At 44.2% G+C, this 26,548-nt stretch carries 23 protein-coding genes and 1 tRNA gene; 18 read left to right on the forward strand and 6 right to left on the reverse strand.

The features are described 5' to 3' along the window. The first annotated feature begins 3 nt into the window (after positions 1-3). The 5 genes from UCH003_RS03250 to UCH003_RS03270 all read left to right on the forward strand — a co-directional run bounded on the left by UCH003_RS03250 (position 4) and on the right by UCH003_RS03270 (position 5,956). Positions 4-831: a 50S ribosomal protein L11 methyltransferase gene (locus UCH003_RS03250; protein WP_060825411.1), complete on the forward strand. Its 828-nt coding sequence runs from the start codon at positions 4-6 to the stop codon at positions 829-831. Further along, complete coding sequence (ftsH, locus tag UCH003_RS03255; protein WP_060825412.1) at positions 832-2,793, forward strand: ATP-dependent zinc metalloprotease FtsH; 1,962 nt, start codon at positions 832-834, stop codon at positions 2,791-2,793. It begins immediately after the preceding gene. Then, positions 2,786-3,433 carry a phosphatidylserine decarboxylase gene (locus tag UCH003_RS03260; protein WP_060825413.1) on the forward strand — a complete coding sequence of 216 codons (648 nt, stop codon included), beginning with the start codon at positions 2,786-2,788 and terminating at the stop codon, positions 3,431-3,433. The genes ftsH and UCH003_RS03260 overlap by 8 nt, the downstream gene beginning before the upstream one ends. A 1-nt stretch (position 3,434) precedes the next feature. Further along, positions 3,435-4,166: a CDP-diacylglycerol--serine O-phosphatidyltransferase gene (pssA, locus tag UCH003_RS03265; RefSeq protein WP_060825414.1), complete on the forward strand. Its 732-nt coding sequence runs from the start codon at positions 3,435-3,437 to the stop codon at positions 4,164-4,166. 230 nt (positions 4,167-4,396) lie between these two features. After that, positions 4,397-5,956 carry a 2-isopropylmalate synthase gene (locus UCH003_RS03270; RefSeq protein WP_060825415.1) on the forward strand — a complete coding sequence of 520 codons (1,560 nt, stop codon included), beginning with the start codon at positions 4,397-4,399 and terminating at the stop codon, positions 5,954-5,956. Between the two features lie 45 nt (positions 5,957-6,001). On the opposite strand, the gene UCH003_RS03275 is transcribed toward UCH003_RS03270, so the two are convergent. The 6 genes from UCH003_RS03275 to UCH003_RS03300 are packed head-to-tail and all read right to left on the reverse strand — an operon-like array spanning position 6,002 to position 13,646. Further along, a complete protein-coding gene (locus tag UCH003_RS03275; RefSeq protein WP_060825416.1) occupies positions 6,002-8,335 on the reverse strand; it encodes a tetratricopeptide repeat protein in 2,334 nt (777 codons plus the stop codon). A 1-nt stretch (position 8,336) separates the two neighbouring features. Further along, a complete protein-coding gene (serS, locus tag UCH003_RS03280; RefSeq protein ID WP_060825417.1) occupies positions 8,337-9,581 on the reverse strand; it encodes a serine--tRNA ligase in 1,245 nt (414 codons plus the stop codon). An 8-nt stretch (positions 9,582-9,589) separates the two neighbouring features. Continuing rightward, a complete protein-coding gene (trpS, locus tag UCH003_RS03285) occupies positions 9,590-10,555 on the reverse strand; it encodes a tryptophan--tRNA ligase (RefSeq protein WP_060825418.1) in 966 nt (321 codons plus the stop codon). Then, positions 10,543-11,094, reverse strand: coding sequence for a shikimate kinase (locus tag UCH003_RS03290; protein WP_173636951.1), 552 nt, complete (start codon positions 11,092-11,094; stop codon positions 10,543-10,545). Before UCH003_RS03290 ends, trpS begins: the two co-directional genes overlap by 13 nt. Next, entirely contained in the window at positions 11,087-12,517 is a 1,431-nt protein-coding gene (gene der / locus UCH003_RS03295) for a ribosome biogenesis GTPase Der (protein ID WP_060825419.1), read from the reverse strand. The genes UCH003_RS03290 and der overlap by 8 nt, the downstream gene beginning before the upstream one ends. A gap of 55 nt (positions 12,518-12,572) precedes the next feature. Continuing rightward, positions 12,573-13,646, reverse strand: coding sequence for a mechanosensitive ion channel family protein (locus tag UCH003_RS03300; protein WP_039674199.1), 1,074 nt, complete (start codon positions 13,644-13,646; stop codon positions 12,573-12,575). A gap of 109 nt (positions 13,647-13,755) precedes the next feature. Here UCH003_RS03300 and UCH003_RS03305 point away from each other — a divergent pair, with 109 nt between their 5' ends. The 13 genes from UCH003_RS03305 to UCH003_RS03360 all read left to right on the forward strand — a co-directional run bounded on the left by UCH003_RS03305 (position 13,756) and on the right by UCH003_RS03360 (position 26,500). Then, the gene (locus UCH003_RS03305) at positions 13,756-14,628 is read left to right on the forward strand and encodes a DMT family transporter (RefSeq protein WP_060826923.1); all 873 of its coding nucleotides are present in this window, start codon (positions 13,756-13,758) and stop codon (positions 14,626-14,628) included. Then, positions 14,625-15,425 carry a 3-deoxy-8-phosphooctulonate synthase gene (kdsA, locus tag UCH003_RS03310; protein ID WP_060825420.1) on the forward strand — a complete coding sequence of 267 codons (801 nt, stop codon included), beginning with the start codon at positions 14,625-14,627 and terminating at the stop codon, positions 15,423-15,425. Before UCH003_RS03305 ends, kdsA begins: the two co-directional genes overlap by 4 nt. A 1-nt stretch (position 15,426) precedes the next feature. Then, entirely contained in the window at positions 15,427-17,517 is a 2,091-nt protein-coding gene (gene ovoA, locus UCH003_RS03315; protein ID WP_060825421.1) for a 5-histidylcysteine sulfoxide synthase, read from the forward strand. A 62-nt stretch (positions 17,518-17,579) separates the two neighbouring features. Then, positions 17,580-18,044 carry a 6,7-dimethyl-8-ribityllumazine synthase gene (gene ribH, locus UCH003_RS03320; protein WP_039674194.1) on the forward strand — a complete coding sequence of 155 codons (465 nt, stop codon included), beginning with the start codon at positions 17,580-17,582 and terminating at the stop codon, positions 18,042-18,044. 16 nt (positions 18,045-18,060) lie between these two features. Then, the gene (nusB, locus tag UCH003_RS03325; RefSeq protein ID WP_039674192.1) at positions 18,061-18,471 is read left to right on the forward strand and encodes a transcription antitermination factor NusB; all 411 of its coding nucleotides are present in this window, start codon (positions 18,061-18,063) and stop codon (positions 18,469-18,471) included. Further along, positions 18,468-19,154 (forward strand): orotidine-5'-phosphate decarboxylase, encoded by a 687-nt coding sequence (pyrF, locus tag UCH003_RS03330; protein WP_060825422.1) that lies wholly within the window; start codon positions 18,468-18,470, stop codon positions 19,152-19,154. The genes nusB and pyrF overlap by 4 nt, the downstream gene beginning before the upstream one ends. A 10-nt stretch (positions 19,155-19,164) precedes the next feature. Next, positions 19,165-20,625: an AsmA family protein gene (locus UCH003_RS03335; RefSeq protein WP_060825423.1), complete on the forward strand. Its 1,461-nt coding sequence runs from the start codon at positions 19,165-19,167 to the stop codon at positions 20,623-20,625. Positions 20,626-20,671: 46 nt separating this feature from the next. Then, positions 20,672-20,815 (forward strand): hypothetical protein, encoded by a 144-nt coding sequence (locus UCH003_RS13705; RefSeq protein ID WP_173636952.1) that lies wholly within the window; start codon positions 20,672-20,674, stop codon positions 20,813-20,815. Positions 20,816-20,891: 76 nt separating this feature from the next. Continuing rightward, positions 20,892-20,981: transfer RNA gene (locus UCH003_RS03340), tRNA-Ser, on the forward strand. A 197-nt stretch (positions 20,982-21,178) separates the two neighbouring features. Further along, on the forward strand, positions 21,179-21,961 hold the full coding sequence (locus UCH003_RS03345; protein ID WP_060825424.1) for a restriction endonuclease: 783 nt from the start codon (positions 21,179-21,181) through the stop codon (positions 21,959-21,961). Positions 21,962-21,984: 23 nt separating this feature from the next. Continuing rightward, positions 21,985-22,656: a phospholipase D family protein gene (locus tag UCH003_RS03350; protein WP_060825425.1), complete on the forward strand. Its 672-nt coding sequence runs from the start codon at positions 21,985-21,987 to the stop codon at positions 22,654-22,656. A gap of 235 nt (positions 22,657-22,891) precedes the next feature. Further along, the gene (locus UCH003_RS03355; protein ID WP_060825426.1) at positions 22,892-23,845 is read left to right on the forward strand and encodes a lipid A deacylase LpxR family protein; all 954 of its coding nucleotides are present in this window, start codon (positions 22,892-22,894) and stop codon (positions 23,843-23,845) included. A gap of 171 nt (positions 23,846-24,016) precedes the next feature. Beyond that, the gene (locus UCH003_RS03360) at positions 24,017-26,500 is read left to right on the forward strand and encodes an efflux RND transporter permease subunit (RefSeq protein WP_060825427.1); all 2,484 of its coding nucleotides are present in this window, start codon (positions 24,017-24,019) and stop codon (positions 26,498-26,500) included. The last annotated feature ends 48 nt before the right edge of the window (positions 26,501-26,548 follow it).

Below are 26,548 nucleotides of genomic sequence, written 5' to 3' on the forward strand. Positions count from 1 at the left end.
TGAATGAAACAAACCTATAACGAATTGTCCTTAACCGCTAGTAGCGAATATTCTCTTTTTATGGATTGTCTGATGAGCCTCAGCGATGAGGCCATTGAAGAAAAAGACGGCACAATGATTTTGCGTAGCGAAGAAGACCTTGAGACGATTCGCTTCGGTATGGAAACGTTTGCCCAACAACTCTCTCTTGCCTTAAATCGTTCTATAACGCTTGAAAGCACCTTGTCGGTTTGCGAGAATGAAGATTGGATTGCACAGTATCGCAATTCGGTTCAGCCGCTTTACGTCGAAAATTTATACATTCATCCCAGCTGGGTGCAAGACGATCCGAACAAAATCAATGTCGTGATCGATCCGGCGTTGGCATTCGGATCGGGACACCATGAGACGACGTACGGATGTTTGTTACTTTTACAACGCTATGTTCAACCGAATACGGCTTTGCTTGACGTTGGATGCGGGAGCGGGATTTTAGCGATAGCGGCTTCTAAATTAGGCGCTAAAGTCGATTTGTGTGATACCGATGAGCAAGCGACGCTTTCGGCGAGTGAAAATTTCCAACGCAATCATGCGACGTTTCAAACGATATGGACGGGGTCGGTACAAAAAAGAGAACGCGAATACGATATCGTCGTTGCCAATATTATCGCCGATGTGTTAATTATGTTGGCTTCCGACTTACAAAGTGCGGTCAACGAAAACGGTCTTTTGATACTTTCTGGCATTTTAGATAAATATATCGATAAGGTCGAGCATAAATTTACGACAATGAACCTTGTCGAAAAGTACCAAAAAGACGAGTGGTTTACGCTCGTTTTACAAAGGAAATAGATGAATCCCAACCCAGACAATAAAAACGATAAAAAAAATAACTTTTTCAACCAAAATCCTCTCTTAATGTTTGCGATTTTTTCCATAATCGTTATTTTACTTTTTAAAAATTTTACCGGCGGTACGAGCGATAACGGTATGGCGGCTAATTTCAACGTTCAAAACAGTGCAACGCGTACCATCAGTTATTACGAACTTAAAGAGTTGATCCGCAACAGCCAAATCAGCTATGTAGCGATCGGACAAACGACGATTAAAGCTTTTTCCAACGAAGGTGCGCAAAAAACCGTATACGTTGTTAAAAAAGTCGGTGAAGACAGTACGTTGATTCCGTTAATGGATGAGAAAAAAGTCGGTTACGGCGGTTATAACGAATCCAATATCTTTACCGAGATTCTCTTCTCATGGGTTTTACCCGTATTTGTCTTTTTCGGTATTTGGATGTTCCTAGCCAATCGTATGCAAAAAAATATGGGCGGAGGGATTTTAGGCATGGGGAGCAGTAAAAAGCTCGTCAATTCCGAAAAACCGAAAGTCAAATTTGAAGACGTCGCCGGTGTCGAAGAAGCTAAAGAAGAGGTCAAAGAGATCGTCGACTTTTTAAAATACCCCGATCGTTATATGAACTTAGGAGCTAAAATTCCTAAAGGCGTACTGTTAGTAGGCCCTCCGGGTACGGGTAAAACCTTGCTTGCCAAAGCGGTTGCAGGAGAAGCAAGCGTGCCGTTTTTCTCGGTTTCGGGTTCAAGCTTTATCGAAATGTTCGTGGGTGTTGGTGCGAGTCGCGTACGCGATTTGTTTGAAAACGCTAAAAAAGAAGCACCTGCTATCGTATTCATCGACGAAATCGATGCGATCGGTAAGAGCAGGGCTGCTAGCGGTATGATGGGCGGTAACGATGAAAGAGAACAAACGCTCAATCAGCTTTTAGCGGAAATGGACGGATTTAGTTCGGATAAATCGCCCGTGATTGTTTTGGCGGCAACGAATAGACCCGAAGTCTTGGATGCCGCACTCTTGCGACCGGGACGTTTCGATCGACAGGTTTTAGTCGATAAGCCCGATTTTCAAGGTCGTAAAGATATTTTAAAGGTTCATGTCGTCGATATTAAATTAGGAAAAGATATTAATCTTGAAGAAATTGCACGCTTAACGGCGGGTCTTGCGGGTGCGGACTTGGCCAATATTATTAACGAAGCAGCACTTCTTGCGGGACGTAAGAATAAAACGTACGTCGAACAACAAGACCTTGTCGAAGCGGTAGAGCGTGCGATTGCGGGGCTTGAGAAAAAAAGTCGCCGTATCAATCCGGAAGAAAAACGTATCGTAGCATACCATGAAAGTGGACATGCGCTTCTTGCGGAGACGACGGAAGGTGCAAAACGCGTTTCGAAAGTATCGATTATTCCAAGAGGACTTGCAGCCCTTGGATATACGCTTAACACTCCCGAAGAAAATAAATTTTTGATGCAAAAACACGAGTTGATGGCGGAAGTCGACGTTCTTTTGGGCGGTCGCGCGGCAGAAGAGGTCTTTTTGGGCGAAATTTCGACGGGTGCCGGTAACGATTTGGAACGAGCAACGGATATTATTAAGGCGATGGTAAGTATTTACGGTATGAGCGATGTCGCCGGTTTAATGGTTCTTGAAAAGCAACGCAATACGTTTTTAAACGGCGGAACGGTCAAAGATTACAGCGATAAGATGGCGGAAAAACTTGACGAGCACATTAAAAAGACTTTACAAGAGCGTTATGAAGTCGTTAAAGTCCGTTTGGAAGAGTATCGAGAATGTATCGAACGCATTGTGATGAAATTAAACGAATTTGAGACGATTGACGGAGAGCAGTTGCGCGAAGTCATTGCTTTGTTTGAAGAAGAAAACGGCATGCCTTCAAAACTCAAACACACTAAATCCGTTCACGAAAAACCGCTGAACGAACAACCGACGAGCCATGCGTAACGTTTTATATACGACGACGCAACCGATCGCCAAAGAGGGATGGAACCGTCTCGTTTTAACGGGAATGGTGTTGCTTCTTTCGTATGCGCTTTCGTGGCTGACGTGGTTGTTTTTCCTGCTTTTCGCATGGACGCTTTTTTCCTATCGCAATCCCGAGCGTCTTGCAGACGAAGACGATGTGCGCGCTTTGATTTCGCCGATTGACGGAAGAGTAACGTCGATTGCGAAAACGACGCTTGAGAACAATCAAGAGATGTTGCGCATCGTGATTCGAAAATCGTTTTTCGACGTGGGATTGATTCGCGCTCCTCTTGCGATGAACGTCGTTGCGACGACGCATCGATTCGGTCTTTTTATGCCGCCTTCGCATGCATTGTCGGCTGCTTTAGGTGAGCGAAGTATCGTGACATGTCAGGCACAAAATGACCAACTGTATATGGTCTGTTCTATCGGTTCTTGGGGAACTCCGGTTGCGTTTTACCGTAAAGACGGCTCTTTTAAAGCAACGGAACGTATGGGTTTCCTCAAAGACGGGGAAATTGCCGTGCTGGTTAGTTTAGATACGCGTATCAAAGTGGTACTGAACGACACGGTTAAAGCAGGGCAAAGCGTGCTCGGCTATCTTGCGTATAAGGATTAAGATGAACGTTCAAAACGGGAACAAATTGCAATTGATGTATGTCTTTCCCAATCTTTTTACGGCGGCGAGTGCTTTTTTAGGCGTGATTAGCGTCATTGCTTCGGCTAATGCTCAATTTGATAAAGCGGCGATTTATATTCTTTTGTCGTTAATTTTTGACGGACTTGACGGTAGAGTAGCACGATTGACCAATGCGACGAGTAAATTCGGTGCCGAATTCGACTCTTTAGCGGATATCGTAGCTTTCGGCGTTGCGCCTGCGATGTTGTTTTATTTTAGTATTGCCCATGCTTATGGGAAAGTCGGCTCGCTTTTATGCGCGATGTTTGTCGTTTTCGGGGCAATCCGTTTGGCACGTTTCAACGTGATGATCGGCACGGTGGAGCCTTCCGTTTTTATCGGTGTTCCGATTCCTACTGCCGCCGTCGTCGTTGCAATGTGGATTTTATTTTATAAAGAATATCCCGCAATTCACGGCTATGAGAGTCTGATGCTGATTGGTTTAGGCGGACTTTCGTGCCTAATGGTCAGCAATATTCGTTATCCGAGTTTCAAGAAGATCGATTTAAAAAAAGGTCATCTAATTAAAACGCTGGTGTACCTTGTTGCGACGTTTTCGCTTCTGTATTTATACCCGATCGAAGTCGGAACGCTTCTGATTAGCCTGTACCTTGTATACGGCTTATTACGAGGCGTTTACACGTTCATCGTTGCCAAATACTATAAAAATTGAGTATAATACGTCCACTCTGAAGAAGTGCGTTTCACGCTCTTCTTCAAAAGAGCTATTTTTAAAGGAGAAACGATGAAAAACGTTACGGCGATCGGCATTATGAAATCGATTAAATGTTTACCCAAAATTGAGATTAAAAACGCTCTCCTGCAAAACCTTCTCTCCCTCTAATTTTCTTTTTTTTCATTCATTTTTAGCAACACAGATACAATCATTTAAAGGATAACCTTATGAGCGACAATACTATTATCATTTTTGATACGACGTTACGCGACGGCGAGCAAAGTCCCGGCGCGTCCATGAATACGGAAGAAAAAATTCAAATCGCCTTGCAATTGCAAAAGCTCGGCGTTGACGTAATCGAAGCGGGATTTGCAGCGGCGAGCCCCGGAGATTTTGACGCGATTGCGCGTATCAGCGAAGTGATTACCAAAAGTCGCGTCTGTTCGTTGGCGCGTGCGTTGGAGAGGGATATTAAAGCGGCGGGCGAAGCCGTTTCCAAAGCAAAATTCAATCGCATTCACACGTTTATCGCGACAAGTCCGATTCACATGCAATACAAACTTAAAATGAGTCCGGATCAAGTCATTAAAAAAGCGGTCGAAGCGGTACAATACGCCAAAACTTTTTGTGAAGACGTCGAATTTAGTTGTGAAGACGCGGGACGTAGCGAAATCGGTTTTATGAAAGAGGTGTTAGACGCCGTCATCAACGCCGGAGCAACGACGCTCAATATCCCCGATACGGTCGGCTATCGCTTACCGACGGAGATGGGAGCGATTATTAAGTCGTTACACGACTTTGTCGGTGCGCGTGCGATCATCTCGGTACACAACCACAACGATTTGGGGCTTGCGGTCGCCAATTCGCTTGCATGCGTCGAAAGTGGTGCGCGTCAAATCGAGTGTACGATTAACGGGTTGGGCGAGCGTGCCGGAAATGCGGCACTTGAAGAGATCGTGATGGCACTTCGAACGCGTAAAGATCATTTCAGTGCTTACGAGACGAATATTAACATTAAAGAGATTTACCCGACCAGCCGCCTTGTCTCTTCGATTACCGGAATCGAACCGCAACCCAATAAAGCGATCGTCGGCAAAAATGCATTTTCGCATGAAAGCGGCATTCACCAAGACGGTGTTTTAAAACATACGCAAACGTATGAAATTATGAGTGCTAAAGATATCGGACTCGATAAAAACTCGATCGTTCTTGGAAAACATTCCGGTCGCCATGCGTTTAAAGACAAATTGGCAAGCTTAGGATATGAATTGCAAGACGATGAAATTAACGAAGCGTTTGAGCGTTTTAAAATTTTGGCGGATCAGAAAAAAGAGATTTTCGACGATGATTTACGTGCGTTGGTCGCCGAAGAGATTACGAAAATTCCTCAAGTGTTCGAGTTGCTTCGCTTGCAACTTTCCGATTGTGCTCCCGGAGGCGTCCCAAGTGCGGCGGTGACGATCAATCACGACGGTAAAGAGATTACCGATGCGGCAATCGGCAACGGAACGATGGACGCTATTTTTAAAGTAATCGATCGCGTATGCGGCGTCAGCGGAGAGCTTAAAGATTATAAAGTCGATGCGGTTTCACAAGGCAAAGATGCTATGGCGCGCGTCATCGTCAAAGTCGTTTTCGACGAGAGCAAGCCGGCGATTATGGGACACGGGCTAAGCGTCGATACGATGCTGGCAACGGCAAAAGCCTATATTGGGGCACTTAACAGTTACATGTCGATGCGCGATCGTTTGCGTAGCGTTCACAAAATGGAACAAGAAGGCATTTAAGCCTCTCTGGTCTTAAACCTTACATGTCAAAACGTACATGTAAGGTTATTTGACCAATTCGAACGTAAAATACTGCGAGATAAAACCGATATTTCCGATGCTTCGGTACTGGGCGGTTGCCGCTTCGTAATTTCCGACTTCTTGATACAGCAAGCCAAGCGCGTACTTACTCTCCACGTTGGAGGGGTCGGTCAATTTGGAAAGCTCTAAAAGCGCGATGGCGTTTTCGCTATGGCCCGCACCGATAGCCGAGACTGAGGCGAGAAATACGGTGTAGGTATCTTTCTTATGAAAATCGTCGATGAGTTTATTGTAGAGCACAAATGCCTCTTCAAAATTGTTGGTATAAATTTGCAAATATGCGAGCGTTTGCATAATCGACGGAATATCGACGCGCTCTTCTTCCATGCGTTTGACTACAAAATCGCGTTTTTGATGCAACAATCCGCCGATTTGCAAGAGCTTGATGTACTGTTCTTTGACGATTTTGGGGCCGTAGTAAAAAGCGTCGTAGTCTAACGGTAGTGCATTAAATTCGATTTGAATCGCTTTGGCATATTGTTTGATGTCTTGTTTATCGTGCTTGATGTTAAACAAGATGATATTGGCAAGAATGTCTTTGGGAAGCAAGGCTTGTAACTTTTGCGCATTGAGGCGATACAAGCGATTGTTGCCGAGCTTTTGCGACGCGACGATATTTAGGACAAGATGCAAAGGCGAGTCCTCTTTTTCTTGCTCAATCCAGCGCGTCAGCGAAAAATGGTTACCGTCTGTGAGGTAGATCATCGACGCGTACAGACTGTCTTGTCCGAGCGTAGGATTTTTGGTGATGCTCTCTTTCACGTCTTCGCTGAGTTTCGTGATGTCTTTGCCGATGAGATTTCCGCTCATGAGTGCAAAAACGCCGGCGAGATAGTTGCCGTTATCGAGATGGTAACTTTTGGAAAAATGGCGATATGCCGCACCGTAATCGCCCATCTGTGCATAGGTTAACGCTAAATTGTAATGTAAAATAGAGTGGTTTTTGTATTCATCGACCATTTTCAAGAAGAGCTCATTAGCTTCGTATACGTGAAAATCAAGGGCTTTTTTAATGCCTTTGGAAATAGCGATGTTGACTTTGGAAATCGTCGAGCTGGCTTTTAAATACGAAAGAGCCGGTCCGATTTCGTCGATAAAAATATTCATACTTCCTTTTCGAATATAATCGATCGTCTGTTTCGCATCGAAAACTTTGTACGGCGCGTAGTAAAATAAAAGACTGTAGATATTCTCGTTGTCGAAGAAAAGCTCTTTTTCAAATTCGCTTTGCGCCTTGTCCACGTCAAAGAGCGTGGGTTTTAAAATTGCGTGCATTTTGTAAATCGGGGCGGCGTTTTCGTCACGTACTTTGGCGACTTCTTGGATGAGCGAAGCCGTGTTGGCAAGATTACCGAGTTTATTTTCAACCAAAGCAAGTGCCATTTTGACGTGCGTATTTTCAGGTTCGTTGCGAAGCGCGCGTACCAAATAGTTTTTGGCTTTGCCATAATCGCCGAGTTTTGCCTGTAAAAGTCCTAACGTAAACAGATCGCTCTCTTTGGCAACACCTTCTAAATCCTTGTACGCTTCTTGATTGTACGCTAAAGAGGCCAAGATTTTCGACGTAAGATAGTTTTGGTCTTCGCGGTAAAAATCGTTGGTAGGATGCGAGAGCGCACTTAAGGCTTCAACGTAAAAATTTTTATAATAATGCACCAAGCCCACGTAGTAGGAATAAAGCGGAGCATTGCTCTCTTCGGGAAGGTACGCGTATGCCAAATCGACGTAGTAGTGAAACAGCGTTGCGTCCCCCATTTCCAAAGCGCATACGGCAGCATTGATAGCACTGATGCAGCGATGCTCTTGGTTTTGAATCGCTTTTTTAAAGGCGTCCAAAGCTTCGGCGTAACTTTGTTCTTTGAGCTTGGCGACGCCGATATTGTAATACGAAATCGCTTCATTATACGTCGCAATCTTTTCGTAGAGTTTCAACGCTTCGTCTTTGTTCCCTTGCTCGTAAAGCACATGGGCTTTTTTAATCATCGAATCGACGCGGGAAGGTGAAAACTGCTCTTTGACGATCGGTTTTTCTTCGTGTTTAACGATCGGCGCGGGGGAGGGTGTCGGGTGTGATTTTAATTTTAAAATCACGATGATCGCGATAATAATCGCCAGAAGAAGTACGCCCGCGGCGACTAAGAGAATCAACAGACGTTTTTTCGCGTGTTTGGCAAGTTCGTCTTCCGCATTCTCTGCGGATGCCGTCTCCTCGGAAGCTTCCTCTTCGATAGGCGCAAAGCCTTCTTCCGTAGGAGTCGAAGGATCCGCTTCGAGGATGACGACTTCTTCTTCCGCCATCTTACATGTACTCTTTTAAAACGTCGGGAATCGCGATGCTCCCGTCTTCTTGTTGGTAATTTTCCATCAGTGCGATTAACGTACGTCCGACGGCTAACGAAGAGCCGTTGAGCGTATGAACGAGACGGTTTTTACCGTTATCTTTGAAGCGAATTTTCGCGCGTCTGGCTTGAAAATCAAAGGTGTTGGAGACAGAGCTGATCTCACGGTAACGGTTTTGTCCGGGAAGCCAAACTTCCAAATCGACCGTTTTGGCGGCACTAAAACCGAGGTCTCCGCCGCAGAGCATTAAATGGCGGTGCGGAAGCCCCAAAGAGGTCAACAAATCGGAAGCGCACGAGAGCATCTCGTCAAAAACGGCTTCGCTTTGCTCGGGCGTCGTGATGCTGACCAGCTCGACTTTATCGAACTGATGTTGGCGAATCATACCGCGAGTATCTTTACCGGCACTGCCCGCTTCTTTACGAAAACACGCCGAATAACATGTCATTTTAATAGGCAACTCTTCTTGCGTTAGAATTTCGTCTCGAAAGAGGTTGGTTACGGGTACTTCGGCGGTCGGAATGAGAAAAAGCTCTTCGCCTTCGATTTTAAACAGATCGTCTTCGAATTTGGGCAATTGTCCCGTTCCCATCAAGGTTTCGCGGTTGACGATGTACGGAACGCACACCTCGTGAAAGCCGCGTTTACGGTTAAAATCCAACATGTAATTAATTAAGGCGCGTTCAAGCCGTGCCGCTTCGTTTTTCAGAACGCTAAAACGGCTTTTGGAGAGTTTGACGCCGCGCTCAAAATCGATCCAATTTTGTTTGATATCCAAATCCCAATGCTCTTTGGGCGTAAAAGAGAAGACGCGAGGTTCTAAAACGCGTTTGAGTTCGACGTTATCGTTTTCGTCTTCTCCTTCGGGAACAAGAGAAGAGGGCATATTGGGAATGACGGAGGCTTGTATTTCCATTTGTTCTTCCAATGCCCGAACGATCTCTTGTGCTTCGGCAATTTTTGCTTTATTGTCCGCGAGTTCCGCTTTGAGTGCGCTCACGTCTTTACCTTCTTTCGCGTAAACGCCGAAGAGTTTGCTTTTGGCGTTTTGCTCCGCTTGCAAAGGCTCCAGCACGATGCGCGCATTTTTAAGCTCCAACGAGAGCGTTCGAAGATTTTCCAACAGACTTTCGTCGACTTTTTTCTTGCGAAGCGCGGTCGCTACGGTTTCAAAATCATTTTGTATCAGTTTAATATCTAACATAAAAGTTCCTAACGATAAATTCCGACAAGGTCGCGTGCGATTTTCATTTTTTCAGAAGCGATGGTGCGGGCTTTTTGCGCGCCGGCTTCTAAAATCTCGATCACTTCGTTTGGATGGTCTAAAAAGTAGGCACGTTTTTCGCGCGCGCTTGCAAAATAGTTCCAAACCAATTCGTTCAAATAGGCTTTAAAATGGCCGTATCCTTCGCCGCCTTTTGCGTAACGTTCTTTTAACGCCTCTACTTCGTCATTTTTCAAAAAGAGTTTAGCCAAAGCAAAAACGTTACATGTCGTGTAGTCTTTGGGCTCTTCTAAGGGAGTGGAATCGGTAACGACACGGGCAATCGTCTTTTTGAGCTCTTTTTCGCCGCAAAAAATATCGATCGTATTGCCGTAGCTTTTACTCATTTTCGCACCGTCGATACCCGGAACCGTGGCGACTTCTTCTTCGACTTTAAAGGTTGGAACGGTAAAAATTTCCCCGAAATCGTTGTTGAATTTGATGGCAATGTCGCGTGCGATTTCGACATGTTGAATCTGATCTTTGCCGACTGGAATCACGTCTGCGTCGTAGAGCAAAATATCTGCCGCCATTAAGACGGGATACGAAAAGAGCGAATGGTTTGCGGCAATGCCCTTGGCAACTTTGTCTTTATAGCTGTGCGCACGCTCCAATAAGCCCATCGGCGTGTAACCGGAGAGAATCCAATAGAGCTCCAATACTTCTTTGACGTCCGATTGTACCCATAGCGTGGACTTGGAGGGATCGATACCTAAAGCCATAAAATTGATCGCCGCGTCTAGCGTGTTTTGTTTAAGTGCCGGAGCGTTTTTTAACGAAGTGAGCGCATGGTAGTTCGGAATAAAAATAAACAAATCGCTCTTTTCCTGTAAATCGACCATTTGTTTGATCGCACCGAAGTAATTGCCGATATGAAGGGCACCGGAGGGTTGAATTCCCGTTAAGACTCGCATCGTTTTTTAATCCTTTTTAATTTTAAAACTTTGATGATTTCCGCGACGATCTCTTGGACAGAGCGGTTTTCGACGTCGATCATCACGTCGGCTTTTTTTGCGTACAAAGGAGCACGCTCTTCAAACAAAGCCTTGGCTTTTGCTTCGTCGCTTAAAAGCGGTCGTTTGGCAAGCTTTAAGTCCGCTTTTTCGTGTGTCAGCAGTCGCGCCATAATGCCCTCGTACGAAGAGCGAAGGTAGACGACGGTGCCGATTTTGTCCAAATTGTCGGTTTTAAAAAAGCCTCCGCCGGTTGAAATGACAGCATTTTGAACGTTTTTTTGAAGCCATTTGGCAGTTTTTTTCTCAAGTTTTCGAAACGCCGCTTCGCCGTCTTTTTCAAAAATCTCTTTGATTTTTCGGTTTTCCATGCTCTCGATCAGATCGTCCGTGTCCAGTCCGAAACGATCGGTTGCTTGAATCAACGCACGCGCGATTGTTCCTTTGCCCACGCCCATAAAGCCGATAAAAACGATGTTTTTATTTTTTGGATCAAGCATCGTCTTGCTCGTTTTGTTCGTCTTTTTCGCCTTTGGCGCGCGGATAGATCAAAATAGGCGTGCCCTCGAGGTTAAACGTGTCGCGAAGGCGGTTTGCCAAATAGCGTCGATAGCTAAAGTGCAAGGATCGCGGTTTGTTCATTACCAGTACGATGCGCGGCGGTTTGCTTTGGTACTGGGTGGCAAAATAGATTTTAACGACTTTGGCGTGATCGCTCGGGATTTGATGTTTGATCGTCGCTTCTTTGATGACTTCGTTAAGACGGGCGGTCGGAATGCGTTGCGCATAGTTTTCGTAAACGCTCAAAAGCATCTCTTTGATCTTGGAGACGCGTTGCTTCGTCAATGCTGAAACGCTAATCAGCGGCGCGTAAGAGAGAAATTTAAAACGATCTCTGACTTCTTTCATGATCTCTTCATACTCGACGTTCGCTTTATCCCATTTGTTTAAAACGATGATGCATGCGAGGTTGTTCTCTTCTACGAGTCCGGCGATGCGTTCGTCGAGTTCTTTAAAAGGCTCGCTGGCGTCTAACACCAATAAAGCGATATTGGCACGCTCTAACATCTCTTTGGTGCGCATTAAAGCGAATTTTTCGATACCTTCGATTTTTCCGCGACGGCGAAGTCCCGCCGTATCGACGAAATTGATGATTTTTTCGTTGTACTCTATGGCTTCGTCGACCGGATCGATCGTCGTTCCTTCGATGCTGCTGACGACGGCGCGTTGTTTCCCGACCAAAGCGTTCAGTAGCGAGCTTTTTCCGACGTTGACGCGTCCGATAATCGCGACGTTGATGCGGTTGTCGGGGACGGTTTCTTCTTCGATCGCTTCGGGAAGCTCTTCTTCTTCATTCCAATCGTCCTCTTCGTCCCAATCCTCGTCATCGTCTTCTTCGTCGCTTTCACTCGCTTCGCTTACGATCGATCCTTCCGGTGTCGGCAGATACGCGGCGATCCATTCCAAGAGTGCGCTTACGCCTCTATTGTGCGAAACGGAGATTGGAAAAACGTTTTCCGCGCCGAATTCGCTAAATTCCCAAGCGCGTTCCATCTCTTTGTCGTTGTCGATTTTGTTGATAACAAGCGCGATCGGTTTATTGCGTGCTTGCAGGGCGTAAAAAATCTTTTTCTCTTCATCGCTCGGAAGCCGTTTCCCGTCAACGACCATGAGTAAAATGTCGGCTTTTTTGGACGTTTCCATCGACATGTCGTGAACGTTGGCAAACAATTCCGAAGAGCGATCGAGCCCACCGGTATCCAAAATAATGCACGGTTTTTCGCCGATGAAGACTTCATGGGATTTGATATCGCGCGTCGTGCCGCTAAAATCGGAGGTAATAGCGATACGTTGTTTGGCGATGCGGTTGAATAACGAGCTTTTGCCCACGTTGGGCAGCCCGATAATGGCTATTTTTTTCATACGAACCTTTTGTCAAGATAACCTAAATGAGATACATTATAGCGTTGCTTTGCTGTTATTTTGGTAAACTCTCGACGTAGAGCGTCTGAGAAGGGAACGCAAACTGCGCGCCGTTACGCTCGACGATGCGCATAATTTTAAGATTGACGTCTTGCCTGACATGTAAGAATTCCGCCCAAACCGTCGTTTTAGTGAAAAAGTAAAGAAAGATGCTAAGCGCGCTGTCTTGAAATTCATCGAAATAGACCAAAATCGTCTCTTGGTGAATATCGGGATGGTTTTTGAGCATTGCGGTAATCTCTTCGACGATCGTTTGAATTTGTTCGACGCCGGTAGCATACGTCAGACCGATGCGGGTATTGATGCGGCGTTTGCCCATACGCGTCCAATTGGTAATGGGCGTATTGGCGACCGTGGCGTTAGGCACGCTTACTAAGGCTTGCGCGAAGGTGCGTACTTTGGTAGATCGAATGCCGATCTCTTCGATAATGCCTTCCACGACGGGTGTTTGAATCCAATCGCCGACTTTAAACGGGCGGTCGCTGAAGATAACCAACGAACCGAATAAATTGGCGATCGTGTCTTTGGCCGCCAATGCAAATGCCAAACCTCCGAGTCCCAAAGAGGCGACAAACGCACTCACGTTAATGCCCCATTCTTGTAAAATCGCCATCACGCCGATAGCAATAATAAGAACGCGAAGCGTTTTAATCAAAAAGTTTTGAATGTCCGAGTGAAGTTCTTTGCCGAATTTGGACGAAAAGAGGTTGAAAAGGTTTGAAAACGCTTCGACCAAACGGTACAAAATCCAAAAAACGACGAAGCTAAGACACGAACGCACAAACAGCTCTAAAAAGCGGTCGATATTTTTAAACGGCAACCACTTGATCGCAAAATAAAGACCGAATAAGACGATGGAGAGTTTGAGCGGTTCTTCGATAACGTCGAGAATTTTATTTTGGTTGTCCTCTTTTTTGCCTTGACGCGAACGCTTGCGCAGCGGTTTTAGCAACAGTTTACTGATGATGCGGCGAAAGAGCAGCGACGAGAAAAAAATGAGCAGTGCGATACCGACGTTGGCGATCGGAAAGCCCCAAAGCGAATAATTCAAGATGGATTCAATATTCATGACGTCTCCAAGCTAAGAGGTAAAAATCAACGAATTTTAACACGGAAAGGATTAAGATAACGCATTTTAGGTTACATGTGGAGTCGGTGTGGGAGCGTTTATTTCAGGGATGAACCGCGGCGTTTTGTTTATGCTCGTTTCATCGTTTAGTTTTGCAATCGACGGGGCATTTGCAAAAGTGCTGAGTCAAGATTTCGATTCGATCGAGGTGGTTTTTTTTCGTAACGGACTGACGATGTGCCTTATGGCGGCGACGTTTTTACGAAAACCTCTCAAACAAGTCGGCGGAAAGCCTTGGTTACTTCTCTTTCGTGCACTCATCGGCTTTTTTTCGATGCTGGTTTTTTTCTACAATATCGCGCATATTCCGTTGGCGGACGCGATGACGTTTTCACGAACCGCGCCTATTTTTACCGCTATTTTGGCATTTTTCTTTCTGAAAGAACATATCGGCTGGAAAGGTTGGGTTGCGGTTTTTTTCGGTTTTGTGGGGATCGTCATGGTGATGAAACCCGGCGAATTGATGCTTTCTAAAACCGATTTTTTCGGCATTATGAGCGGTTTAGGCGCGGCATTGGCGTACACGAGCGTTCGCGAACTCAATAAAGTTTACGATACGCGCATTATCGTTTTGGCGTTTGTCTCGACCGGAACGGTTTTTCCGGCGTTGTTTATGCTTTTGAGCGAATTTTACCATACGCCGATGTTTGATTTTATGCTCGGAAATTTTAAAATGCCCTCAGGAATTCAGTGGCTTTACATCGGTTTAATGGGCTTTTCGGGTGCGGTAGGACAACTGTATATGACCAAAGCGTTCGGGACGACCAAAGCGGGTATCGTCGGGGCGGCTGGGTATTCGATTATCTTCTTTTCGCTCTTGATCGGATTGTTTTTGGGCGATCCTTTACCGGATTTTATGGGTCTATTGGGTATACTCTTGGTTATTTTGAGCGGCGTTATCGTTGCTAAGGAGAAAGAATGATTTTAATTGCAGGACCGTGTGTTATCGAAAGTCGCGAAAATCTTTTTCGGGTTGCCGAAAAATTGATGACGTACCATGAAGATTCTACCGTCGATTTTTACTTTAAATCCAGTTTCGATAAAGCCAATCGTACCAGCATCGACAGTTTCAGAGGTCCAGGGCTTGACGCGGGACTCAAACTGCTCGATGAAGTTAGAACGCAGTTTGGCTACAAGCTTTTGACGGATATTCACGACTACACGCAAGCAAAGCCCGTAGGGGAAGTCGTCGACGTGTTGCAAATTCCCGCTTTTTTATGCCGCCAAACCGATTTGTTGGTTGCCGCCGCGCAGACGAAATGCGTCGTGAACATTAAAAAAGGTCAATTTTTAAATCCCGCCGATATGCGTTATTCGGTCAAAAAAGTGTTGGATACGCGCGGCGTGAAAGAAGAAGGGTACGATGCCGCCAAACAAGCGGGTGTGTGGTTGACCGAGCGAGGCTCGACCTTTGGATACGGCAATTTGGTCGTGGATATGCGCAGTTTCGAAATTATGCGCTCGTTTGCTCCGGTCATCTTCGATGCGACGCATTCGGTTCAAATGCCCGGAACCGAGGGCGGTAAAAGCGGAGGAAAACGCGAGTTCGTGCGTCCACTTTCGCGTGCGGCTGCTGCCGTGGGCGTGGACGGGTTCTTTTTTGAGACCCATTTTGATCCGTGCATCGCGTTATGCGACGGGCCGAACATGCTTTACTTGGAAGATTTAGATGCGGCGATTAAAGACATTCAAGCGATTCAAAACAGCCTAAAGGCCTAACATGCAACTCGTTCCCACGCGCAATATCCTGCTCAACGTCGGAAGTGCGGCAGAAAAAAGGCAAGAGATACGCGACTATTTTCTGAAAACTTATACGGTTTACGAAAGATTGTTCGAGGTGATGAAAGAAGACGAAAGTTATTACGTGACCGCCGATTCTTTGCGGCATCCTTTGGTCTTTTATTTCGGACATACGGCGACGTTTTTCATTAACAAACTGGTGCTTGCCAAATTAATCGATAAACGCATCAACCCGACCTACGAGTCGATTTTTGCGATCGGCGTGGACGAAATGAGCTGGGACGATCTGGATCAAGCGCATTATCAATGGCCGAAAATTGACGAAATTCGTGCCTACCGCGATGCGGTCAAAACCAAAGTATTAGAGCTGATCGACACCTTGCCGTTGCAGATGCCGATTTCGTGGGAAAGCCCGTTTTGGGCGATCTTGATGGGGATCGAGCATGAGCGGATTCACTTGGAGACCTCTTCGGTTTTAATACGCCAATTGCCCTTAGAGTACGTGCAAACGCATCTGTTTTGGAAAATATGTCCGATCGACACGCCCGTCGTGCAAAACCGTTTGATCGATGTTGCGGGCACGACGCTTCGTTTGGAAAAACGCAAAGACGATGCGCTTTACGGTTGGGATAACGAATACGGCTTACATGTCAAAGAGGTTCACGACTTCAAAGCTTCCCGATTTCTCGTTTCCAATGCCGAATTTTTGGCGTTTGTGGAAGAAGGCGGATACGAAGAAGCGCGTTTTTGGAGCGAAGAAGGTTGGAAATGGCGAACCTACAAAGAGGCGAGAATGCCGCTTTTTTGGAGAAAAACCGATGCGGGTTATTCCTTGCGAACGATGGTCGAAGAGATCACAATGCCGTGGAGCTGGCCGGTAGACGTTAACTTCCTCGAAGCCGAGGCGTTTTGCAACTGGAAAAGTGCCAAAGAAGCTAAAAGCATTCGCTTACCGAGCGAGGACGAATGGTACGTGCTTCGAGACTTACATGTACAAAACGACGAACCGTTTTGGGACAAAGCACCGGGTAACGTGAACCTCGAATACTTCGCTTCTTCCGTACCCGTGGATACGTTTGCGTTCGGCGATTTTTACGATATTATCGGTAACGTCTGGCAATGGACGCAAACGCCGATCAACGGATTTGACGGATTTAGCGTTCATCCGCTGTACGACGATTTTTCCGTACCGACGTTTGACGACAGACACAATCTCATCAAAGGCGGCTCGTGGATCAGCACGGGAAATGAGCTCATTCGCGCTTCGCGTTATGCGTTTCGCCGCCATTTTTACCAACATGCGGGATTTCGCTACGTCGAGTCGGAAGAAAGCGTTGAGACGCATTCGGTCTTTTACGAAACCGATCCGCAGCTCTCTTTACTATGCCATGCGCATTTCGGAGAGAAAGAAAATAATTACTACGAAGCGATAGCGCGTGTCTGCAAAGGGCTTGAAGGAGAAAAGAACAAAGCTTTGGAAATCGGATGCGGTGCGGGACGAGCGACGTTTGCGCTGGCATCGGATTACAAAATGGTGCACGGCGTAGAGTTTACCGCACGCGTGGTTCGTTTGGCGACGAATTTCAAAGAGAGCGGAAAGCTCAAATACGCGCTCAAAGTCGAAGGCGAATTGTGCTGTTTTGAGGAACGCGATTTGAGCGATTTTAACATCGATCCCGCGCGGCAAAAAGTCGAATTTTGGCAAGCCGATCCGCACAATATGAAGCCTTATTTTGACGGATACGATTTGGTTTTGCTCAACGATGCTTTGGACACGCTTTACGATCCGGCACTTTTTCTCAAAACGATCGGCACACGCATGCGTACGGGGGCGTTTTTAGTCATCGCGAGCGGTTACGACTGGGATGAGAGTGAAACACCTCGCGCAAAATGGCTGGGCGGCTTTAAGAAAAACGGCGAAAAATATAGCACGTTCGATGCTTTACACGAGCATTTGGAACCGACGTTTGAATTGGCGCAAAAAGCGTTTGATATGCCTTTAATACGCTATGAAAATGAACGTATGAGCGTGATAAAAACCTTACATGTCAGTGTCTGGAAAAAGCACTAAAGCGTCCCTAACAAAAAATAGGGTATGATTAAAGACTTTATCCATTTTATTAAAGGATTGCTATGAATATCGTTGAAGGAAAATTATCGTTAAACGGCACGGAAAAGGTCGCCATTATCAATAGCCGATTTAACCACATTATTACCGATCGTTTGGTCGAAGGTGCGCGTGACGCGTTTATTCGTCACGGAGGCGACGAGAAAAATTTAGATCTTATTTTGGTTCCGGGTGCATTTGAAATTCCGATGGCTTTGGACAGGCTTTTAAACGGTGGAAAATACGACGCGGTTTGTTGCGTCGGTGCCGTTATTCGCGGAAGTACGCCGCATTTTGACTATGTTGCCGCGGAAACGACCAAAGGCGTCGCCAATACGGCTTTGAAGTACCAAAAACCGGTCACTTTCGGCGTTTTAACGACCGATACGATCGAACAAGCCATTGAACGAGCGGGCAGCAAAGCCGGCAATAAAGGCTTTGAGGCGATGACGGGATTGATTGAATTGATCAGTCTTTATAAACATTTTTAATTTTTAAGGAAAACGTTTGGCAACACGACATCAAGCGAGAGAAACGATTATCGGCATTTTGTATGCCGAGGATATCGGCAATGCCGGTATCGAAAAATTTATGGACGAGCTTTTCGAAGACAAAAAAATTCGCAATCAGCAAAAAGAGTTTGCTTTAGGACTTTACCACGGCGTGAAAGAGCACTTAATCAATGTCGATGCGTCGATTAACCGCCATTTAAAAGAGTGGAATTTGAGCGAAATCGGAACGATCGAACGAGCGATTTTACGTTTAGGTTGCTATGAGGTTCTTTACACTTCTTTGGACAATGCCGTCGTCATCAACGAAGCAATCGAATTGGCAAAAAAACTGTGTAACGAAACCAGCCCGAAATTTATCAACGGCGTTTTGGATGCCGTGTGTAAAGAGCAGGAAGTGAGTGCATGAAGCTATGCGTTGCCCTTGATCTACCTGAAAAATCCGACAACCTTGCGTTAGCACATACCTTAAAAAGCGAAGACATTTGGCTCAAAGTCGGTCTTCGCTCGTTTATTCGCGACGGAAAACCTCTTTTAGAGGAACTCAAGGCGATCAATCCTTCGTTTAAAATCTTTTTAGACCTCAAACTTCACGATATTCCCAATACGATGGCGGATGCGGCGGAGTCGATCGTCGCATTGAATGTTGATATGTTCAACGTTCACGCCTCAAGCGGTAGAAAAGCGATGCAAACGGTTATGCAGCGCGTCAATGCACTTTCCAACCCTCCGATCGTCTTGGCGGTTACCGCTTTGACAAGCTTCGATAACGCTTCTTTTGAGGCGATTTACCGTACGCCGATTGCGCAAAAAGCCGTTGATTTTGCCACGGATGCGTATGAGAGCGGTATTCACGGCGTCGTATGTTCGGCGTATGAAAGTTTGGATATTAAAGCGCATACGAGCGAGCATTTTTTAACGTTAACGCCCGGTATTCGTCCGTTCAACGAGGCAAGCAATGATCAAGAACGCGTCGCGGACTTGAAGGTAGCTAAAGCGCAAAAGTCTGATTTTATCGTTGTCGGTCGACCGATCTATCATCACGCCGATCCGTTAAGCGTTGTTCGAAAAATTTTAGAGTCTATCGCATAAAGAGGTAAATATGATTCAGAAAATTGTGCTAAGTATCGTTTTGTTTTGTGCAGTATCGATCGTTGCATTTTTTTTACTGATCAAAGTTATCGATTTTAACGAATATAAACCGAAGATTCAAAAAGCCATTAAAGAGAGTACGGGATACGAGATTATGATTCGAGGCGACATCACGCTCTCGTTATCTCCGGTCGGCGTTAGCCTCTCCGACATTGAAGTCGCCAATCCCTCTTACCGTTCCGATGTCTCGTTTGCCAAGCTCGGTAGCTTTGACGTAGCTCTTGATATTGCGGCATTGCTTAAAAAAGAGATTAAGATCAAGTATCTTGTTATCGATAACCTTTCCCTGTCGATTGAAAAGAATAAAGAGGGTAAATTGAATTACCTTTTGCCTCCGGTAACCAAAGAAGTCACCCATAAAAATTCTTCCGCGAAAAGTAAAAAAGTCGAAGAAATCGAAGCCGAAGAAGATGCTCTTTTTATTAACGTGAATAAGGTTAAATTTACCCATGCTTCGATGACGTATACGGACTTGAGCGATAACGCTAAAATGGTGTTTGAAAATATCGATGTCGAGATGAACGATATTCATTTTGATCCGAGTAAGCACTCTCTAAACGGGCTTGTCTTTTTATCTCAAATGCATATCGATAAAATCTCTTACGATCGTTACGTTTTTAACGACGTTTCTATGTCAATGGAGATGAAAGATGCGGTCGGCGTCAGCGAAAATCTTAAATACACGCTTTTCGAAACACTCTTCCAAGGAAGCGGAAAATTCGACTTTAGCGGGAAACAACCGAAAATTTCGTTAAAGCATAAAATTGAAGGCCTAAAACTGGCACCGTTTATAAAAGGAATGTTTCAACAAGATATTGCAGAAGGTACGGCTGAAGGTGATTTGAAGCTTTCTTTTACGGCGGGTGATATGTTGAGCTTTAAAACAACGCTAAACGGCTACGTCAATCTTTTCGCTAAAAACATAACGCTAAAAGGCTACGATCTCGATCAAATCGCTCCTCTTGTCGATACGCATGCTTCAAAAAATTTAGGCAATATCCTGAACAGCTCGCTAAACGGTGTGCAAGGCGGGAAAACGACGGTTCAAGAGATGAGTATGCGGGTCGATGTCGGTTATTCCGAAGTTCAGCTTAGCGACGTAGCGTTTAGCACCGCAAAGAACAGAGTCGCCCTAAAAGGTAAAATCAATATCGTCGAAGAGAAATTTGTCGATTTGAAAGCCGCGTTACTCAATGCCAAAGGATGCAGCGTTTTTGAGCAAAAAATAAGCGGTACGTTTGCAAAACCGAAGGTCAAAATGGACGAATCGAACGCGAAAATTTTAACCAACGTGGCATTATCGTTTTTTACTAAAAACGATAAAAGTACGGCGGATAGTAATTGTACGGTTTTTTACGAAGGCGTTATTGCCCAGCCCGTACCGTTGAAAGAAGATACGAAGCTAGAATAGGTTTTGCTTTTTAAAGCTCGTAAACGATCTTTAAAAGGAGTACCCTATGCATTTTATAGAAGGTGTCGAGCTTATCGTAATGCTCAAAAGTAAAATAGAAGAGGCGAAAAAAACGGATCAAGATTCGGTCAAAAAACTTCAAAAACTGCTTGATAAGCTCTTACAATCTAAAGATCCGGTCTATATTTGACCGCCGCAAAGAGCTTAAGAAAGGCTTTAAGCTCTTTGTTATCTATGTTTGCTATAATTGCACTCTACTTTTTCTTGGACAGATGGGTGAGTGGCTGAAACCACACCCCTGCTAAGGGTGCGTCGGGGCAACCTGACCGAGGGTTCAAATCCCTCTCTGTCCGCCACCACATTTTTAATCTCCATATATACACTTTATATGTTACTTCCATTTAGAATTTACGCTATTGGCTTTAAAAATATTATTTTCAAATGCAACACGTAAGTGAAAAAATGTTATTACTTAAAGACTCTCCATGTATGCATCAGAAGAATAAAAGATAGATAGTTAAAATTAATTATTTAGCAAAACAAGGCACTTTCATTGGCTTATAAATATTACAAAGGAAAAAAAGAAGATAAAAGAATAGAAGCTATAGCATATCTTATTATTCTTGCTTTATTTTTCATGTATTATTATCGTGAAACTATTATCAAAGTATTAAGCATTATAATTGGCATTGCTTTTATAATTGTTCTTTTATATCTTCTTTTTAAACCAAAATTTATAAAAAAATCTATTCCTGAAGTAAACAATGTAGGCGTTAAAATTATTGTTACTGATGAAGATCATATAACACGAAGAAATGAAAAAAATACCACAGTACATGAACCCATAAAGAGACAATCAATTAACAAAGAGACAACTCAAAATTCTTTACATGTAAATGAAGATATTCAAAGTAGGGAAAAAATATTTTTCAGTCAAATATCAAGAAAAAATCCAAGTTACCAAGAAAAGAAAAAGCGCGGAGACGCCTATGAAATGCATGTAGGAAAGTATTATGAAACTCAAGGGTATCAGATTGATTACCATGGATTAAAATACGGTAAAAAAGATGGCGGTATTGACCTTATAGCAGAAAATGAGCATGAAATATTGTTGATTCAGTGTAAAGGGTGGAATCAAACAATAGAAATGAAGCGAAGGTATGTTGTTGAATTTATGGGTAATTGCTCAACATTTTTAATGGATAATCCACATTTAAAAGAAAAAAATATAAAAAGAATTTTTGTAACCTCTAGCGAAAAAAGTGAATTGGGACTTGATAAATACCTTATACAACATGTAGGAAAAATCGAATATATCATTATGCCTTTTTCATAAAAAAACTATTATAAGGAGTCAATATGGCGAAGTTTTTAAATACAAGTGCGACCAACTACTTTTTAGAAGAGCTTATCAAATCTACCAATGATAAATTGATTTTAATAAGTCCTTTTTTAAAGCTCAACAATCGCATCAAAGAACTTCTTGAAGATAAAAATAGAATGAAAATAGACATAAGAATTGTCTATGGAAAAATCGAAATGAAAAACGAAGAGATCAATTGGCTCAAAGAGCTTTCTTTTGTACGAACGAGCTTTTGTGAGAACTTACACGCTAAATGCTATATGAATGAAAAAATGTGCATTGTGACCAGTATGAATCTCTATGAATTTAGCCAAGTCAACAATAATGAAATGGGTATTTTAATCAAGAGAGATGATGATCAAGAACTTTACAATGACACAAAAGAGGAAGCAGAGAGAATTATACGCATCAGCGATGAAGTGAGAATGTCCGTTGAAAAAATCGAAAAAGAGGCTGATGAAGAGCACGATAAACTAACCACTTCAAAACTTGCCGTTAAACTCAAACTTAAAACCGATGAACTTTTGGAAAAACTTGTATCTTTAGGATTTTTAGAAAGAAAAGGTGAAAAAGAGTATATCACGCAAAAAGGTAAAGAAGCTGGAGGCGAATTTAGAGCTAATAAACATGGCGGATATTTTCTTTGGGACAAAGAGATGAAGCTATAAAATGGGAATTATTTCACGTTTTTTAAAGATTTATATTTGAGTTCAAGATCGTTAAATAAAATAAACGCTACCAATAACTGCTTAAAATTTTCATGAGCAGAAGAGACGCTTAATCCTTACATGTACCCAAGCCTTGAGGCGCGTTGAATGAGGGCAATTTATAGTGTATAAGTCTGAAAATAGGACTCTTGGGATATAATTTAGCTTTTAAAATGTTCAGTGTGTTAGGTAACGAATGAAAAAAACTATCTTGACTGTAAGTTTGGCGGTTTTAATATGCTCATGGGCACGAGCCGATACCGTTTCTTTGGTCTTGGAAAACGACGCTATCGTAGGGCAGGATCATCATTATACCAACGGAATGTATATGACGTGGATGAGTGATGCCGATACGACGTTTCCGGATCTTTTGAGTTTTATCGATTTGGGGCAGAAAAATGTCGCTTTGTCGCTTTCGCATGCGATATTTACTCCCGAAAATAAAGATATCCGTACGCGGGATTTAGATGACTTACCCTATGCGGGTTATCTTGATTTAAATTTTCTCGCGTATAAATCTTCCGCCAATTTTTTCCATGAAGTTGGGCTTAATGTAGGAATGGTCGGCCCTTCTACGCAAGCCGATACTCTTCAGAAGCGTTTTCATACCGTCTTTAGATTCGATAAACCCGAAGGCTGGGACAATCAGCTTCGAGATGAATTTTTGTACGGCGCGTCATATCAAATAGGGTATAAAACCGATCCCGTATCGCTTGGCGATTTAAGCTTTGATTGGACGACAAACGCCAAAGCCGATCTTGGAAATTTTTATACCGGAGCGTTGGCGGGCACGACGTTGCGGCTTAGCAGTAAAGCAATGCGTAGTTTCAGCACGGCAGGGAATTTCATCGGTGCCAACGAAAGCTCGCTTCTTAATTACGAACCGCAAAAGAGTTTTACGTGGGCAGTGTCCCTGGGGGTATTTTACAATAAATTTCATACCTACTATTTAATCGACGAGGCAATCGACGAAGGGTATCGACTCGATAAGCTTGACGATATGGTCGGCGAAAAACTCGCTTTAGATCTTTTATGGTCAGATGTTAAACTTTCGTTTTACCTCAAATCGGTCGATACCGACATGAAAGGAACGAAGCATTCGAGCAATGAGCAAACCGGCGGCATCGGTCTTGTTTGGAAGTGGGATTAAACCTCGGCGTCGGTCTTTCAAGGGCATTGCTTGTTCAAGACCGACGTTGCGTATTTCCTATAAGTTAATTTAGGCTAAAATACCGCAAAATCACAGGGCTCGTCACCATTTTCGCCTCTTTTGAAGCCCATTTATCTTACATGTCACGATTTAAAAACGAGAGTTCATAGTATGATCAAACTGTACATTCATTTTATTACGACGCATTTTAAAGTCGTTTTGCTTGCGTTAGCAATTTTAACGGGCATTTTCGGCTATTATGCCCGCGATTTGAGCATCGACGCTTCGGCTGAAACGTTGCTCTTGGAAAACGATCAAGATTTAAAGTTAACGCGGGAAGTTCACGGGCGCTACATTAGTCCCGATTATCTCGTTATTTCGTTTAGCCCGAAAGCGTATTTGCTGGACGATACAACCCTTAAAACGATTCAAAGTCTTAAAAACGATTTGCTCAAAATTGAAGGCGTTGAAAGTGTCACGTCGCTTCTTGACGTTCCCTTATTGCAAAGTCCGCCGCAAAAAGTTCAAGACGTCGTCTCCAACGTACGAACGATCGCTGCTTCCGACATCAATAAAAGTATGGTTCAAGAAGAGCTGACGACGAGCCCTTTGTATGCCGCCAATCTCGTAAGCCGCGATTTTAAAACAACGGCCGTGGTGGTCAATCTCAAAGACGACGCGCGGTATACGGAGCTTTTGGGTAAGCGTAACGAATGGTTGACGCTTTCGCAGGAACGTGCTTTAAATGCGGAGGAAACCCGAGCGTTTGAGTCCGTAAAAGCCGAGTTTAAAGCCTACCGCGACAGTTCGCGCGAGTCGACGCACCAACTGATCGTTAACGTTCGAGAGACGCTCAAGCCCTATCAGCCGACGGGCGAGCTTTTTTTAGGCGGCGTCATGATGATCGCGGACGATATGATTCATTTCGTTAAAGACGATATCGCTATCTACGGCGGGGCTATCTTGGTCATTATGCTTTTGGTGCTTTGGGTCATCTTTAGGCAGATGCGCTTTGTCGTGCTTCCCATCGTCGTATCGTTTGTCGCTGTCGTCGTAACGACGGGAATTAACGCGCTTTTGGGATTGGAAGTGACCGTCATCTCTTCCAATTACGTCGCGATGCAGCTGATTACCACGCTTTCGTTGGTTATTCACTTGATTGTGTGTTACCGCGAAGAGTACGCGCTTTATCCAAACGCTTCGCAACAAGAATTGCTCGAAATTACGTTGGGTCGGATGAGCGTTCCTTCCGTATTCGTTATTTTAACGTCCGTTGCGGGATTCGGTTCGTTAATGACATGTGATATTTTACCGATCATTGATTTGGGAAATATGATGAATATCGGCGTGACCGTTTCGTTGATCGCCGCGTATCTGCTCTTTCCGGCGATGATGATGTTGCTCAAAAAAGAGCCTCCGGTATTGACTTTCGATCATCTCTTTACGCTCAACCAAACGTTCGCCCGCATTGTCGAGCATCACGGGAAAATCATTATTACTGTCGTGATCGGACTTTTTGTCTTTAGCGGATACGGCGTTACGCACCTTGTCGTAGAAAATAGTTTTATCAACTATTTTAAAAAAGGTACCGAAATTTATAAAGGTATGGATAAAATCGACAATAATTTAGGCGGAACGACACCGCTTGAAGTGGTCGTCAAATTTCCGAAAACGGCAGAAGAGACGACGTCAAATTCGAGTGCTACAACGCCGATGGATAGTTTTGAAGCCGAATTTAACGCTATGGACGACAAAGCGCAGTATTGGTTTACCGCGCAGAAAATGGAGACGATTTTAAAAGTACACGACTATTTGCTCTCACTGCCCGAAGTCGGGCATGTTTCCTCTTTGGGGACACTCTCTAAAGTCGGACGTATTTTAAAGGACGGAAAGGATTTTGACGGCGTAGAGTTGGCACTTTTGTACAATCAGCTTCCCGAAAAAGACAAACGATTGCTGATTTCGCCTTTTGTCAATATCGAACATAACGAAGCGCGCTTCGTGATCCGCGTCGTAGATTCCAATCCGAATTTGCATCGTAACGAACTTTTAGAGCGTATTCAAACCGAGCTGCATACGAAAGTCGGTTTGGAGGTCGAGAATTATAAACTGGTCGGTATGATGGTGCTGTACAACAATATGCTTCAATCGCTTTTCAGCTCGCAAATTTCAACCTTAGGCTTTGCACTGCTCTCTTTGGGCGGTATGTTTTTATTTTTATTTCGCTCGTTTAAAATCGCGACGGTTGCGATGATCGTTAATATGGTTCCCGTAAGCGTTATTTTCGGCATTATGGGAATTTTCGATATTCCTTTGGATATGATGAGCATTACGATCGCCTCGATCGCCTTAGGTATTACGGTGGACAATACCATTCATTACTATTACCGCTTTAGAGAAGAACTTGCGCGTGATGGCGATTATGTCGCTTCGATGCATCGTGCGCACGGTACGATAGCGTTCGGTATGTTTTACTACTCGTTGGCGACGATTATCGGGTTTTTGGTTTTGGTCACGTCTAACTTCATTCCGACGTTGATTTTCGGTCTTTTGACGGTGCTTGTTTTATTGGTTGCCATCGTCTCGGATTTACTTTTCTCGCCGTTTTTGGTTCTCTTTTTCAAACCGTTCGGCAAGCCTAAGCTCAAGAAGTAGCTTACGCATTTTTGAGAACACTTTGCCTCAACATCATGACATGTAAGG

This window comes from Sulfurospirillum cavolei (assembly GCF_001548055.1).
Taxonomy (GTDB): Bacteria; Campylobacterota; Campylobacteria; order Campylobacterales; family Sulfurospirillaceae; genus Sulfurospirillum.